The sequence below is a fragment of the Coleofasciculus sp. E1-EBD-02 genome (assembly GCF_040218245.1).
Taxonomy (GTDB): Bacteria; Cyanobacteriota; Cyanobacteriia; order Cyanobacteriales; family Coleofasciculaceae; genus Coleofasciculus.
Window position 1 is genome coordinate 26,927 of sequence record NZ_JAVJQN010000027.1, and the last position, 15,434, is coordinate 42,360.

11 protein-coding genes and 3 pseudogenes are annotated in these 15,434 nt (G+C 44.3%); 5 read left to right on the forward strand and 9 right to left on the reverse strand.

The features are described 5' to 3' along the window. Positions 1-137 precede the first annotated feature (137 nt). Positions 138-3,308, forward strand: a pseudogene (locus RIC07_RS04785) (tubulin-like doman-containing protein). Positions 3,309-3,449: 141 nt separating this feature from the next. Here RIC07_RS04785 and RIC07_RS04790 read toward each other — a convergent pair. The 5 genes and pseudogenes from RIC07_RS04790 to RIC07_RS04810 form a co-directional block, all read right to left on the reverse strand. Next, the gene (locus tag RIC07_RS04790; protein WP_446393517.1) at positions 3,450-4,781 is read right to left on the reverse strand and encodes a hypothetical protein; all 1,332 of its coding nucleotides are present in this window, start codon (positions 4,779-4,781) and stop codon (positions 3,450-3,452) included. Between the two features lie 46 nt (positions 4,782-4,827). After that, positions 4,828-4,938, reverse strand: a pseudogene (locus tag RIC07_RS04795) (DUF433 domain-containing protein); the annotation flags it as partial. 412 nt (positions 4,939-5,350) lie between these two features. Continuing rightward, positions 5,351-5,476 (reverse strand): annotated as a pseudogene (locus RIC07_RS04800) (PIN domain-containing protein); the annotation flags it as partial. Between the two features lie 76 nt (positions 5,477-5,552). Continuing rightward, the gene (locus RIC07_RS04805; RefSeq protein ID WP_446393518.1) at positions 5,553-6,101 is read right to left on the reverse strand and encodes a DUF2442 domain-containing protein; all 549 of its coding nucleotides are present in this window, start codon (positions 6,099-6,101) and stop codon (positions 5,553-5,555) included. 3 nt (positions 6,102-6,104) lie between these two features. Then, positions 6,105-6,356, reverse strand: coding sequence for a DUF4160 domain-containing protein (locus RIC07_RS04810; RefSeq protein ID WP_446393524.1), 252 nt, complete (start codon positions 6,354-6,356; stop codon positions 6,105-6,107). 272 nt (positions 6,357-6,628) lie between these two features. Between RIC07_RS04810 and RIC07_RS04815 the strand changes: the two genes are divergently transcribed. Next, entirely contained in the window at positions 6,629-9,079 is a 2,451-nt protein-coding gene (locus RIC07_RS04815) for an ATP-binding cassette domain-containing protein (protein WP_446393519.1), read from the forward strand. Positions 9,080-9,140: 61 nt separating this feature from the next. Here RIC07_RS04815 and RIC07_RS04820 read toward each other — a convergent pair whose 3' ends face one another. The 3 genes from RIC07_RS04820 to RIC07_RS04830 form a co-directional block, all read right to left on the reverse strand. After that, positions 9,141-9,545, reverse strand: a complete 405-nt coding sequence (locus RIC07_RS04820) for a PIN domain-containing protein (protein ID WP_446393520.1) — start codon at positions 9,543-9,545, stop codon at positions 9,141-9,143. After that, positions 9,542-9,748, reverse strand: coding sequence for a hypothetical protein (locus RIC07_RS04825; RefSeq protein WP_446390463.1), 207 nt, complete (start codon positions 9,746-9,748; stop codon positions 9,542-9,544). The genes RIC07_RS04820 and RIC07_RS04825 overlap by 4 nt, the downstream gene beginning before the upstream one ends. 247 nt (positions 9,749-9,995) lie before the next feature. Continuing rightward, the gene (locus RIC07_RS04830) at positions 9,996-12,578 is read right to left on the reverse strand and encodes a glycogen/starch/alpha-glucan phosphorylase (protein ID WP_446393521.1); all 2,583 of its coding nucleotides are present in this window, start codon (positions 12,576-12,578) and stop codon (positions 9,996-9,998) included. Between the two features lie 68 nt (positions 12,579-12,646). Between RIC07_RS04830 and RIC07_RS04835 the strand changes: the two genes are divergently transcribed. Together RIC07_RS04835 and RIC07_RS04840 are read left to right on the forward strand one after the other, a co-directional pair. Continuing rightward, positions 12,647-12,802 carry a hypothetical protein gene (locus RIC07_RS04835; protein ID WP_446393522.1) on the forward strand — a complete coding sequence of 52 codons (156 nt, stop codon included), beginning with the start codon at positions 12,647-12,649 and terminating at the stop codon, positions 12,800-12,802. Between the two features lie 493 nt (positions 12,803-13,295). Beyond that, positions 13,296-13,499 (forward strand): hypothetical protein, encoded by a 204-nt coding sequence (locus RIC07_RS04840; RefSeq protein ID WP_446384332.1) that lies wholly within the window; start codon positions 13,296-13,298, stop codon positions 13,497-13,499. Positions 13,500-13,530: 31 nt separating this feature from the next. Here RIC07_RS04840 and RIC07_RS04845 read toward each other — a convergent pair whose 3' ends face one another. Next, positions 13,531-14,838, reverse strand: a complete 1,308-nt coding sequence (locus tag RIC07_RS04845; protein WP_446393523.1) for a trypsin-like serine protease — start codon at positions 14,836-14,838, stop codon at positions 13,531-13,533. 191 nt (positions 14,839-15,029) lie between these two features. On the opposite strand from RIC07_RS04845, the gene RIC07_RS04850 reads away from it, so the two are divergent. After that, a partial coding sequence (locus RIC07_RS04850) for a two-partner secretion domain-containing protein (protein ID WP_446393525.1) occupies positions 15,030-15,434 on the forward strand: 405 nt, incomplete at its 3' end.

Sequence of the window (15,434 nt, forward strand, 5' to 3'; positions counted from 1 at the left end):
ATCCGTGAAATCAGTGTTTTTCTATGGTATACTTTTCATCATGGGAAAATATGCCTACCTATAGACTCGACACATAAGGCTTCAGACAAAAAGCTACAACCCCTACCAATTCTCGTTCATTCACCCAAGAAACTACCATGGCAACTCAAGTCGAAGAAAAAAGCATGGTTCCCACCATCCTCATTGGGATTGGTGGCACCGGTGCCGAAATCGTCTCCCGAGTCCGACGCTTAGTTGCAGAAACTTACGGCAATTTAACCAACTTCCCCATCCTTAGCTTCCTGGTTATCGACACCGACAAAGACTATAAAATCAACAACCCCGACGCCGCCGGTTCCCCTTTAAAAGATAACGAAAAACACTGGGCAAGTGTCAGTGGTAAACAAGTCCGGGATATGGTGTCTAACATGGAAAACTATCCCTGGATTAATCGTTGGTTTCCTAGAGAATTAGAACGCAACATCACCTCATTAGAAGCCGGTGCGGGACAAATTCGGGCTTGTGGGCGATTTGCTTTATGGTGTAACTATCACGAGATTCGAGATAAATTTCTCGCCGCCTGTCAACGGGTGAAAGGGCGGGAAAATTTTATGTTAGATCGCTATGGCATTAAAGTGAGTACCAATGCGATTAATGTCTTCATCACGGGGTCTTTATCCGGCGGAACGGGCAGTGGAATGCTCATTGATATGGGCTATAGTATTCGCAAGTGGTTACAGGGAGAAGGCAGTCCCCTCATTACCGCCATTGTCCCGATGCCGAATGCATTTGTGGGAATTAGTGTGGGCGATCTCGTTTTGGCAAATGGCTATGCGGCTTTAATGGAATTGAGCTATTTCTCCGACTACCGCACCGAATATGTTGCCCAGTTTAGTAACAGTTTAACCGATGAGGCCCGCAGCAAACGCCCTCCCTTTGATTTTACCTATTTAGTCGGTACTAAAAACGGCGAAAGTGACTTTAAATTGGATCAACTGCGGGAAATGATCGCTCAGAACATTTTCCTGGATTTAACCTCAGATTTTGCCCCCCATAAACGCTCCATTCGTGACAATATTAAGGGGGCTTGGGCGCAGGCTGATCCGGGGGGACGAGGGTATCCCAAGAATTTTATGAGTTTTGGTTTGTCTACGATAGAAATTCCTATCGCTCAAATTAGAACATCCTTATCTAATCGTTTAGCCAAAGATTTAATCGGGTGGTGGTTGAATGAGTCGGTGCAATTACCGCCGCAATTATTGGAATTGGCGCGAGGGGATATCCTGAAGCGGATGCGGTTAACTGAGGTGGAACTGATTGCTGATTTATCGGCGGCGGCAGATCGGTCTTATTTAGCGGTAATTTCTGAATGGGTAAATGAAATTCGGAATGAAATTGCCACCGATAACTGGCTGCAATGTACCCAGCAAGGGGTGAAGATGTTGGCGTCAGAAAAGGGTAAAATCCTGCAATTTGTCTCAGGGTATCTCAAGCCAAAGGTTGATAACTATCGCACCGATCATTTTCGCGAAATTAGTCCCGATTAACGGTTACATGGGGACTTCCTGAAAAAGATGTACGATAACCGAGATCAACTGATTAAACGGGGGCGGAAAGCCTTAGAAGATGAGTTTTATCAGATTCTAGAGAACCGCCGTCAAGGACCTAAATTTGCCGATGCTTTTTTAGCGACGGTGCGACAGGTTTTTGAGGATGCCAGTGACAAGTTTCGCCGGGAACAGGATAAGATTTGGTCTCCGAAGGAATCGGAACGCCAGCGACAATATGAAGCGGCGCTGCAAGATATTACTGAATTTAAGGATAAATTTGGTGTCACCAAACAAGCCAAAATGGAGGAGTATTGTGAATCAGCGCTGATCGGGTTAGAAGGCTGTTTAACGGCAACGATTCAACGGAAGGCACGGGGTCTCGGATTGGAGGTAATTAGTCGGTTACAAGAGCATTTAACGGTATTAGAGCGGCGATTCAACCGATGGACACAAAAGCTGATTCAGGCAAGGGATTTGTTTCAGGAACAAGCGAATCGGCAGGCGGATAGTGCCGATGCTTTAGTGATTAATGGGATTAAACTGTATGACCGACAGGAACTGAATGGATTATATCAGGATTTAATTGAGCAGTTGGCAGGGGCGTCTGAGGGGAGTCAAACGGCTTATGAGATGGGCATGAATGGGGTGTGTAGTACCTTATCTGAAGAAGTCCTAAATTTAGCCAGCCCCTTGTGGAAAGAAACCCGGATGGCAGATGAGGTGATGCGGTTATTTGATATTACCGCAATCCCGGATGTGCAAGATGAGGATTTGCGGCAGATTATTGTTGACCGCAGTCAGGGAGTAGTGGCGAAAGCGCCGCAGAGTAGTAAATTGCAGCAAGACTTGGCAGCGTGCGATCGCCTGTTTAAGCTGTTTAATGATGATGCGGAGATTGTGAATAATTTACGCATTGCTTATAACAAGTCGAAGCCGTTAATTCTGCTTTCGCGTTCCGTATTAACGGGGAAAGCCTTGGGCGATTTAGAACGACATCGCCTGGTATTTGTCCAGGAAACAGGCGGATTTTCCCTGCGTTGTATTGATGGGATGAAAGAATTACGCCAATCCTATCAAGATTGGAAAGGGGAAAGTATTGTGGCGAAACGGGCGCAGTTACGGGGAGAAAGTCGCGATTTACCCATTCCGGTGCATCTGCAAAAAGAACCGCCGTTTTGGGATGTGTTTCCTGAAGATCCGGCTATTTTTAGTTTAGTGGTTCAAGCCCGGGCGCTGGGGGTATTACGTCAAGAGGAAAATCGCACGACAAAGGAAACTGTGATTCGCTATACTCGGCAAACGGCAATTGGTGCAGAATCGGTAGATATTGCCTCAAGTTGGGAAGAAGCGTCTCAGGTGTTGGAGGTGTTAGCTTGTCGCCCAGACAGGGAGGAGATTCAGCGTCAAGTGATGCAGAAGCTGAATGCAGCGGAAACGCCTACACAAAAGCAAGCCATTTTTGGGCAATTGACGCGGTATTTGGAACAACGGGCGTTGGAGTTGGATAAGCAGGGGGGAAAGGATAGTCCAGATTATAAGCGAGAGGCGCGGATTTTGTTGGATGTGATTGAGCGGTATAAGTTAAAGGTAGAGAGTCAGTCTGTGTCGCCAGGGGTTGTGCAGCAGCCTCGGAGTGATGGGGGGAATGCGCCAACTCATATTGAGGCGAAGCGTGTAACGCCGCAAGCCCATGTTTTCTGTACGAATTGTGGGACAAAGAATCCCAGTAATTCTAAGTTCTGTTTTAAGTGTGGCACTCAATTGGTAAAGATGTCCTAGTGGGCTTTCCATTTAGCTTTGAGTGGTTTACTTTCTCGAAACGCCGATGGATTGAGGCTATTTGAGTTTCTCATTTTTGCCTTGACAACCCATTAGTGTATTATTAACATAGTCGTTCTCAAGCTCAACCTATAGGAACCTCTACCAATTGCACAATTTACGATGTGACAATTCTGCTATAGGAGCCTTCCATAATTTTGTGATTTTAGGGTTGTGTATAATGGATTCTCTGTAAATTTCATTAATATCAATTGTATTAAATAGATCTCGACAGAGTTCACCTAACTCTTGCAAATAATCTGGATTTGTCAAGTTTAATCTTTTTTTTACCTCCTCATTCTCCATTGAAGGATCGACAAGGTCTATATCCTGTTTTTTAACCGTGATTCTGTGCTGTTTAGAAGAAATAAATTCGGCAATTGCAGTCTTCAATTCATCAATTTCAGAATTTAACGTATTAAAAATTGATTTATCGTCATTTAGACTTTCATCGTGTTTTCTTGCTTCAAAATCATTGTAAAAAGAATTTTTTAATGGTGATTTAGATAACAAAATATATAGTTTTAGTAAACGACCAATTAAATCAACTAGATCCTTTTGTTTTTTCTTTTTTTGTGTTAATTTTGGTAATTTAAACTCAATTTCTTGACATTTATCCTGAGTGATAGAGGACAAAATAGAATCAAGAATATTAGAAAAAACTGGTTGAAGATTGTCTTCATTTCCAATTCCAGCTAAAAAGGCTTGATAAAAGAATTTTCCTAACATTTCAAAATAATATTTGCCAGGATTTATATTCTGATAATATACGATTGGAGATTTTTTTTCTATTACGTCTTTTAGTACGTCTTTTGGTGTACTATGAGGTTTTTTTTCTATTATGCTATTATCATTATCGATTGCATTCATGTCATGATTTTCCCCATGAATATTCTCGCAACCGTTAGAAAAATTTAATAAAAAGCTTCTAGATTTAATATCAAAATTATCTATTTTTAGTAGAATGTTATCATTCTCATTACTACTAGACTTTAAAACAAGAAAGTCTTCATTCTCAATATTATTACCGTAAGGCGATACATCCAAAAATTTATATTTGTATTTGTTTGCACTTTGATCATCACTAAACAAGAGAATAGATCTTCTGAGAAAGTAAAAATAACCGGGTATAAAAAACTTAGAAATGTTTTTGTCAATTTTAGTATGGAGATAATCGTGTCGGATGTCATCTAAAAGTATTTGTTTTTCCTTATAACTGCTACTAGGTAGACTAAAGTGATGTTGATAAGATTCTGTATTATAGATAATTTCTTCAGGCGAAAGAAATGTTAGATAAGCGTCTTCGTCTTTTCTATTTATTATCTGTACCTGAATCTGATCGATTAGCTTAGATATACATACAATCCCTTGGGTCAGTCTCTGATAATAGTTCTCTTTTTCCATACCTGAGAGGCTTTCTAGGATATCAGACAAAGTTTTGTTCTCTTTCCTGGAGATTAAATCATCCTCGCTCAGTGTGTGGATAGTCGGCTTTGAGATAATCGATCACGTCATAGAGAGTGATCCGGGTACCCGCGATCGTTAATCCCCGTTCAGTACGGATAATAGGTTCCCTGCCAGCGTTCGTCATATCCTATCTTCTACGGTAAGGAAATCCCTGATGTCGTTTTCAGTCTCGATCATAGCCCTCTGTTCGGCTAAGTCTCTCTGGCTCCAAAAACTATTACGCTTAACCACTCGCTTGACCCGTTCGATATACTGGGGGCGAAATTATTCGCGATCGCGACATGACTAATCCTTAAATGAAGCTAATCACATCATAATCTGCTTGATCATGACCTCAAGGGAACTTAGTATAACTTGTTGGTGGGTTAGGTTGGATAGTTCATTAAAAGGTCATTCGTGCTGATTAAATTCCCGCCTAACCCACCCTACTGATGACTGGCGGATATACCCATTTTTATGAATTAGGATTAAACTGTAGGGGCGCACAGACGTGCGCCCTTTTATTACACCGACATACTTGTCTTTATTATTGGGTTTATTAATTGGGCTGCCGCCATTTGCAAAATGAGAGTAACAGCTTGTGTCTCTAAAAATATTTTGGGTTGTGTTTGGTCATCAAAAGGGCGATTGTAAACACTTGTATCGAGGTAAACCCTGGTCATGTCACAGTCTCCACAAGTTTTTCTGCGTCTTTTACTCAGCTTTCGTTTTTTAGGGACACGCTTCCATTATACCCTGTTATTTGCTTGAGTTTTTCCATGTTGCATCTAGGGTGAAGTTACAAGAATCTTGGAGAATACAAACATCATTCACTTTTATTAAATTACCTGTACAGAATATAGGAATGCGTTCTTGATACGCTTTAATCGCCAAAATATAATCACGTCCGCTTAATTCGGTCTGAACTTTACAGACTTGATTGTTGACAGCTCCAAAAAGTGTGATTTGTCCTCTTAATTCGGTCGCGTTTGGAGGCTGAATTTGCATCACTACTCCCTGAACCTTGACAGCGTTGGCTGTTGTATTAAAGAAATGACTGGTTTCTTGACCTGTAATCCTTGCGTAAAGGACAACGGGATCGAGATCGGCTTCATTCTCCCATTGAATCGTTCCTAAATCATGATTGACTCGGACTTTAGCAAAATAGTCTGGATTTTTTAAGGGAGTAAATATACCCGTAAATTCGATTAGTTGACTAATATCAACTATGCCCTCAACGCCATCATCGAATCGTAGATGGAGTTGATATTCTTCTAAAGGTTGAACATCGACAATATCTTTTAGCATCGCTTACTCTAAAGGAATGATTTTGTTTAAAGGTTGATTAGTTTGGGCGAGTTCCCAGTTCTCCATGAGTTCGGTTTGATGTAGACTTGCCCATTCAGTCACAAGTTTAGTTGCTCTTGAGGTTAGCTTTTCGGCTATAATTTCCAGCGTATTAATACTGACAAGGGCTTTTTGTTGGTTGTAGCGGACATGAAAATGTGGGGGGAGGTGATCGTTATAATACATGGTAACGATGATTCCGAAAAAACGACTGATTTATGGCATGAAATCACCTCTTTACTGCAAACGCCTGTCTGCCATGACTAGCCTATCACTAGGGTAGCTGCGATGTCCCTAGGGAATTAATGGAGGTGTTGAAAGCGCGATCGCACTTTCTTAGACATCTAAATATTGGTAGGGGCACGATGGTATCGTGCCCTGCTATCAGACTGGTTAAGGTGCGTTACGCTTCGCTAACACACCCTACAGATAGAGCCTTTGCGTAATCCAAATCTTGAGCGGGTAACGCAACCCGTTATCATGATGTTATGGGAAGAAGCAACACCTCTGGTTACACTACTGTTGTCGGCACTCACCCCTACCTTGAACTCAACAATCAAGGTCAAATCCAGCGCTTTTATCTCAACCAAGACACCCATACCCTGGGACGCGATCGCACGTTCTCTAACCTCCCCATCCCTCCCAGTTGGGGCGTTATCTCCAACCGCCACGCCATCTTACGCAAAGAGGGTGAGGACTATCGCATTTTCGATGGCGATGGTCAACGTCCCAGTACCAATGGTATTTTTATCAACAAAACCCGGATCAACACCAGCCAAGGCTATCTCCTCCAAAGCGGTGTACAACTGGAAATTGGTCAAGATCCCTGCAACTATATCCTCCTCACCTATACCAATCCCAATCGCAGCCAACTCACCGTCCAACCCAGTAAACAGCGCCTATCCCTTCAAGGCTTGCGCGAGTGGCCCGTGGAATTGGGACGCGAACCCACTCCGGGACGCTACGCCGCCATCCAACTCGACGCCCCCACCGTCTCCCGCCTACACGCCGTTATCACTCCTTCCCCCCAAGGCGGCTACCGCTTAGAAGACCGTAGCACCAATGGCACCTTCCTGAACGAAAAACCAATCAATACTACCGTTCCCCTCCAGGATGGCGATACCATCCGCATCGGTCCCTTTAGTCTGCTACTACGCCAAGACACCCTGGAATTAGTAGATCGAGGCAATTTTATCCGCCTCGACGCCCATCGCTTAGTGCGTCAGGTTAAAGATAAACAAGGGAGAACCAAAACCATCCTCAGTCACGTCTCTCTCCCGATTGAACCGGGACAATTTGTCGCCTTGGTCGGCGGAAGTGGTACGGGGAAATCCACCCTATTAAAAACCCTCTTAGGCATTGAACCCACCCAGGAAGGTGGCGTCTTTCTCAATGGCGACAACCTGCGACAGAATTTTAACCTCTATCGGTCTCAAATTGGCTATGTCCCCCAAGATGATATTGTTCATCCCGATTTAACGGTTGCTGAAGTCCTCACCTACTCCTGTCGGTTACGATTACCTCCGGATACCAATGTCAACGCGATCATTGATCGCACTCTTGACCAAGTTAAGCTAGAGTTTGTCCGCAATAGTTTTGTCCGGGATTTGAGTGGGGGACAACGCAAACGGGTGAGTATCGCCGTGGAACTCTTGGCTGATCCGAAACTCTTTTTCCTGGATGAACCCACATCCGGACTTGACCCCGGATTGGACAAAGAGATGATGCAACTCTTACGGGAACTTGCCCATCAGGGACGCACCATCGTCCTCGTCACCCATGCAACCGCCAATATCGAAGTCTGCGATCGCATCGCGTTTCTGGGTCGCGGTGGACACCTGTGCTACTTTGGTCCCCCGCAAGAGGCGATGGACTTTTTTGAAATGCCCTCTGCTGACTTTAAATATTTTGCCGATATCTACATCAAACTCGACCAAGGCAAAACAAAATCAGAAAATGAGCAAACTGTCAAGCATTGGACAGATAAATTTTGGCATCATTCCGCCCCCTATCAAGCCTACATTCAAGCCTCCCTAAGTCCGGGAAAAGTCACGCCATCCCAACCCGCACCCCATTCAGGAAGCGGAAGTTCTCCCCTGAACCAACTCTGGCTATTGAGTCAACGCTACCTAAAACTGATTCTTCGCGATCGCCTCAGTCTCGCCCTCTCCTTATTCACCGCCCCGATTGGTATTGGCTTAATTGTCCTCACCTTACAGGGTAAAACCCCTTTAGCTAAACTCGACACCCTGGACGTAACCCAAGCGCCTCTCGCCTTACGAGTCCTATTTATCTTTACCTGTGCCGCTATTTTAGTCGGACTCTTAAGTTCAGTCCAAGAAATTGTCAAAGAATCCAGTATTTATGCTAGAGAACGATTGGTGAATTTAGGCATTTTTCCCTATCTGGGGTCAAAATTCCTGATCCGTTCGGCTTTAGCGATTCTGCAAACTCTTTTGATTGTTCTAGTTATTTTAGTGGGGTTCAAATCGCCTAATCCGGACTTGATTCCCTGGTCAATTGGTTTATCCTTAACTACATTTTTAACGCTAATGGCTACCTTGAGTTTAGGACTCTTGGTGTCCGCCTTCGTTACCAATGAAACCGAGGCAAATAATAGCTTATCCTTACTCTTTCTACCCCAAATTATCTTTTCTGGCGTTCTCTTTGAACTGACTGGTTTTGCCAGTAAACTATCGTGGTTAACCATCAGTCGTTGGTCAGTGGGCGCCTATGGTACTTTAGTAGATGTCAACGCCATGATACCGGAACAAACACCTCTACCTGGAATTGAACCGCTTCCCCTTCCCTTTAAACCGACGCCCGTTTATGATCCAACCTGGGACAACCTGCGACTTAACTGGGGTATCCTTTGTGTACATACCGTTGTTTATCTGGCGATCGCGCTTTGGTTACAGAAGCGTAAGGATATTTTGTAAACCCTAACTTTTCAAGAGACTAGATACTTTGTCAGAAAAAGAACAAAAGTGATGGTTATAATTATTCGTTGCTTTGCCAATCTTCAATTTTTAAATCCTGTACCCGATTGAACTCTCGAATATTATGAGTAATCAATGTCAGATGGTGAGCTAAGGCAATTGCAGCAATTTGCAAATCATAAGGACCGATAGGAGTTCCTTGGGATGACAATTGAGCACGAATACGTCCAGAAATTTGAGCAGCTTCATCATTGAAAGGGAAAGAAACAAATAATTGGAGAAATGCTTGTTGCTGTCTGATAGCTTGTGTCGGGTTATTGCTTCGCATTGCCCCGTAAAATAATTCCGCTTTTGTGACTGAGCAAACAGCCGTCTCCCGCAGGTGAGTAGTTAGTTTGCGAGTAACGGGTGAATCAGCAAATTTCAGGTGATGAATACAAGCATTAGTATCGAGAAGATAAATCATAGGAACTCACGCACCTCATATTCACCTTGGGAGGGTCGCTTCAAATCAGGAATGCTCCCTGCTGTATTTTGTAGGATAGAGAGCCATTCTGTTTTTTGGATTTGAATAATTACGGTTACATCCTGGTTTTTGAGTTCATCAGGCAGCTGTAGTTGTAAGAGTCCATCTGAACCGATGTGGGATTTCAGGGTAATTGGTTGCATTTGTTTTCTTCTGTTTTTCTAGGATTAGTTTCGTTTCTAAGCTGTTCGGACTTGAAACCTTATTATCGACAACAGTGAAATCTTTGTCATGCGATCATCCTGCTCGCTACCCATTCCGAATTTAAATGCGCGATAGTTTACTACTTCAGTATAAATCAGGAGCCAGACCTCAAGTGTATTGGCAACATAATTGGGTCTGACTCCTTTGATGATTAACGTGATGCACCTCAATTAATCACAACTTGACTTAAATATGAAGGGGTGGCTTCGTCACCTTCAACCCGGCTTCCGCTTGTACGTATTCCTCAATGTCAATCGTGACTGGTTCAACCTTCCAGATATCTTGACAATATTCTCGGATTGTGCGGTCTGAGGAAAACTTGCCGGTGCGAGCTGTATTCAGAATGGACATGCGAATCCAATTCTCTTGGTCACGATAGGCGTGACTGACACGATCTTGGCAATCGATATACGATTGATAATCAGCAAACAACAGGTACTCGTCTTTGTAGAGGAGTGAATCCACAATTGGCTTGAACAAGTCTGGCTGTTCAGGACAGAAGTCACCCGAAGCCATGCGATCAATCACTTCTTTTAATTGGGCATTGCTATGGTAGTAATCCATCGGGTTGTAGCCCCGGGATTTTAAGTCATAGACCTCTTGTGCGGTTAAACCAAATAAGAAGAAATTATCAGCCCCCACAGCTTCCCGAATCTCAATATTTGCTCCATCTAGGGTGCCAATGGTTAGCGCTCCATTTAGGGCAAACTTCATATTGCCTGTGCCGGAAGCTTCCTTACCTGCCATGGAAATTTGCTCGGAAAGATTTGCCGCCGGATAAATTTTCTGACCCAAGGAGACCGAAAATCCTTCCATAAATACCACTTTAATCCGACCCGCGACATCAGGGTCGTTGTTGACCACTTTAGCCACAGCATTGATCAATCGGATCACCAACTTCGCCATATAGTAACCGGGCGCCGCCTTGCCTGCAAAAATGAAGGTTCGGGGCAGAATTTCGATGCCTGGATTGCGCTTGATCCGGTTGTAGAGGGTAATGATATACAAGACATCGAGTAACTGACGCTTGTATTCATGTAATCGCTTCACCTGGACATCAAACAAGGAATTGGGATCGACTTCTACGTCATTAAACAGCAGAATATAGTCTACCAACTCTTGCTTGTGCTGCTGCTTAATCGTGGCAAACCGTTGACGAAATTCCGGATCATCGGCAAAGGCTTCCAGTTTTTGCAAGTCTTGCAGGTGAGTCACCCAACTATCACCAATTTTTTCCGTAATCAAGTCAGAAAGTTGGGGATTACTCAGCAATAGCCAGCGACGTGGGGTAATGCCATTAGTTTTGTTGTTGAATCGTTCGGGGAACATTTCATAGAAATCGTGCAGCACTCGCTGCTTGAGCAATTCCGTATGAAGTGCGGCTACGCCGTTAATGCTATGGCTACCGATACACGCTAGGTGTGCCATGCGGACAAATTTTTCGCCACCTTCCTCAATCAGGGACATGCGTTGCAATCGCTCCCCATCACCGGGATATTTCACTTTGACCTGTTCCAGGAAGCGATGGTTAATTTCGTAGATAATTTCCAGATGTCGCGGCAGTAAACGCTCGAATAAGCTGACGGGCCAACGCTCTAGGGCTTCGGCGAGAAGGGTATGGTTGGTATAGCCAAAGGTGTGCTTGGTGATGTACCAGGCTCGGTTCCATCCCAATTGATATTTATCCACCAACAGCCGCATTAATTCGGCAATCCCAATTGAGGGATGGGTGTCGTTGAGTTGGATGGCGATTTTTTCGTGGAACTGGTCAAAGTTCCGGTGTGTGCGGCGGTAGGTGTTGATGATGTCTTGGAGTGAACAGCTCACAAAGAAATACTGCTGTTCTAGGCGTAGTTGTTGACCTTGAGAGGTATTATCGTTGGGATACAGGACTTTTGAGATATTCTCGGAGAATATTTTGTCTGTCACCGCGCCCGAATAGTCTCCACTGTCAAACACTTGGAAGTTGAACTCTTCAGAGGCACCGGCTCGCCACAGACGTAGACTATTGACGGTGTTGTTATGGTATCCCGGTACAGGTGTATCGTAGGGGGTTCCTAAGACTTTGCGATCGGGAACCCAACGCACCCGATACTGACCTTTCTCATCATGATACCCTTCGGTATGTCCGCCAAACTTGACGACAACGGTTAATTCGGGACGACGGATTTCCCAAGGGTTGCCGAAACGCAGCCATTTATCCGGATGTTCGACTTGAGCGCCTTCTTCAATGCGCTGATCGAAGATGCCAAATTCATAGCGAATTCCATAGCCAACGGCAGGAATTTCTAAGGTGGCGAGGGAATCCAAAAAACAGGCGGCTAAACGTCCTAACCCGCCATTTCCCAATCCGGGTTCGGGTTCGAGTGCCATTAAGTCATCCAGCTTTAATCCGGATTCTTCTAAGGCTTGACAAACTCGATCGTACATATTCAGGTTGAGCAAGTTATTGCTTAACTGACGACCCATTAAAAACTCTGCTGAGAGATAATAAACGGACTTGACCTCTTTTTGCAGGTAGGTTGTCGCGGTATTAATCCACCGATGCAGCAAGCGATCGCGTACTGTGTAAGCCAGAGCCATGTAGTAATCATAGGGGGTAGCTAAGAACTCGTTCTTGCCCTGGATATAGTACAAGTTATCGGCGAAGGCACGTTTTAGCGTCTCCACCGTCATCCCGGTGCGATCGTCTTCTACTTGAATTTCCGGGAGGCAGACATTCGACTGGATGGGTTGATCGCTATTGGGTTCAAAAACTTGGTTATTCATAGACCGGTTGTTACTGATGACACGATTTACTATCGTTCCCCCTGCTACTCTAGTCTCTAAAATTGGCGATGCCAAGGTATCAGACGTTGGGGTTTGCTTTCGCTCTATCCGTCAGCTTAACCGCACCAGACCGCGATCCGGAACGTCTGTGTAAAAATCTGTTATGCCTTGGCGCGAAGACTTTGGTGCAGTCTTTTCCACCTCAGGTGCGATCGCGCTCGTAAACTGCTCGGTATAATCTCTCCTAACCAAAAATTGATGTAATCCCCTTTTTAGCTGGGATACTTTTTCCTTCTACCCCTTCTGTCCTAGAGCATTACCGAATTACTGTTCTCCCCGTCTTCTGTCTTGGGATAGATGAAGGATCACCTGTTGGAGACTTCTACTAGCGCCGCTTCCTACCCAACTTCTATTTTGTATTGATGGTTACCAAAACTATTTGTTAAATTTCTGGATTTTAGGCTGATTTTATATCAAAAGATACTTTATGAGGCTAGGGAATTGCTATACCATTCATTCTAGCTGATCAGTCTAGCTGTCAAAACATAATCATTGACTGAACTATCCTTCAGTAACATTCGCTACTTATACTTCCCGGTTATGACTTTGGACAGAGGTTCCGCCGGAACGTCTCTACTGACTGATGACTTGTCTTATAGCGCTTCGCGGCTCTGTGGTTAGCAACTGTTTATTTATGAAATCAGGAGATAGGCAATTATGGGAATCAAAACTTGTCTGTGTTGTGGTCATCCCCTCTTACGCCACGTAAGACGACAAGGTATTTATTGGTTCTGCACCGTTTGCCATCAGGAGATGATTCCCCTGAAGCCGAGCCAGTCATCTATTCGTGTCGATACTCTACAGCTTATGCCAAACAGTCAGATTTTGCGATCGCGTCCCCTAGAAACTGTTCAATCTTAGCTTGTCTTAATGTCTGTCCTCAACCGACTGCTCAACGGCTCACCTTTTTCTTTTTGGTTAGCCATAATCCTGTAGCCAATGCCATCAGTCCAGCTAAACTTCTAGGTTCGGATACGGACACTGGATCACTTGGGCTAGGAATGTTATCACTAATACTATCATCGGGGTTATCAGGAATCTCGTCACCCGGATTATTGTCAATTGGATCATCGGCAATGTCGTCATCTGGAGTATTGTCGATTGGATCATCAGCAATGTCGTCATCTGGAGTATTGTCGATTGGATCATCAGCAATGACATCATCAGTAGGTAAGTTTTCATCAATGTCATCCGCCGGATTGTCCACAACAGGAGGCGTTGGAGGCTGCCAACTGGTTAGAATATCGTCGATCCAATTCGTGTAAGATGACACACGGGTATCAAAGGAAAACTCGCCAAAGGAAGAATTTAGGGCATAGTCAATATCAGAGGAAATACCATTCCAGTAAGAAACTTGTAAACCAAAGGACGTAACCCCCGCGATCGCGCCATCAATGAAGGTTGGTCCTCCAGAATCTCCAGGTGCTGAATTAACTTCATTTAATCCCAAACCCAAGTCAGCATAATCATCGCCAAACCAATAGCCAAACGCATCATTCGCTGCCAGTCCGTTGTCAAAGTCGTAAGCTAATAAGGCATCAGTGACGTCATCTGAAATGAGATAATGTTGATCAAACAAATCTCCGGAAGCGTCATAACGATTCTGACCGGAACGCTTTAAACCATCCCAAAATACATCACCAACGTTACCATTTCCAGACCTACCATAACCTACTTTTTCGCCAGTTTTACCGACTTCATCGTCATTTCGATAAATGTCATAGCGATCGACTGTATCTGGGGCAACATCAGTTAACTCTAAAATGGCAAGATCATAGCCATTAAATAAATCACCTGTCCAGTCATCATGAACAAAGATATCAGCAATGGAGAGGTTGACATCACCTGTAGATAACTCAAACGTGGCTGTGCCATCCCAGATATCTAAATTCCCAAAATCATCAGTGAGACAATGAGCAGCCGTGAGAATATGAGCGCCTGTTCCTAATAATCCACCTGTGCAAGAAGTTCCCCAAAAACCCCCTAAAGAAAGTTGAGCGACGCCATCATAGCCAGTTCCGGGAGACACAAGATAGTCATCGGGATTACCTGCTGTCGTGTAGAGGGGCTGGACTTGTGTCTGAATTGAGGTATTGTTTAAATTTACGGCTTTAGCGGGTGCAACGCTAACTAAAGGAGTGAGTAAACTTACAACGGACAGAAGAGTTAGAGACTTGAAGCTAGACAAAGTGAAAGTCATAGTTACACCGGAATGAAAGAGTCACGATTGAACTGTTCACTGTCATCTGTCTCTGAGAGATTGACCCTTATGCACTTTTTTCAGAGTTGTAACGTTTATTCATAACCTGGATGGAAATTTTCCCAACATGCATAAGTTCCCACTCCTGAGAGAGATATACTAAAAAAGTATCGTTTGGGGTCAAATTGGTGATGACTCAAATCGGGAAACGTTGGGGATGCATATTAGCAGGGGTTTTCGGTATCGGTGGGGTTCTCACTGGCTGCGGTGCTGATGCTGTGGCTCAGATTACACCGGATACTACTCTAGGAACTGAAAATTCCGTGGTTACGCCAAATGTGGATATCCAGGGACTTCCGGCGGATTTAATTGAAGGCGGGGCGACACGGGGCGCGGCGTTGTTTCACAGTTTCTCTGAGTTTAATGTTGGCGAGGGATTGCGGGTTTATTTCGCCAATCCGGTGGGGATTGAAACAATTTTCAGTCGGGTGACGGGGAGTGATGTCTCCGATATTTTGGGAACATTGGGGGTAGATGGGGGCGCTAGTTTATTTTTGTTGAATCCCAATGGGATTATTTTTGGGGAGAATGCGCGG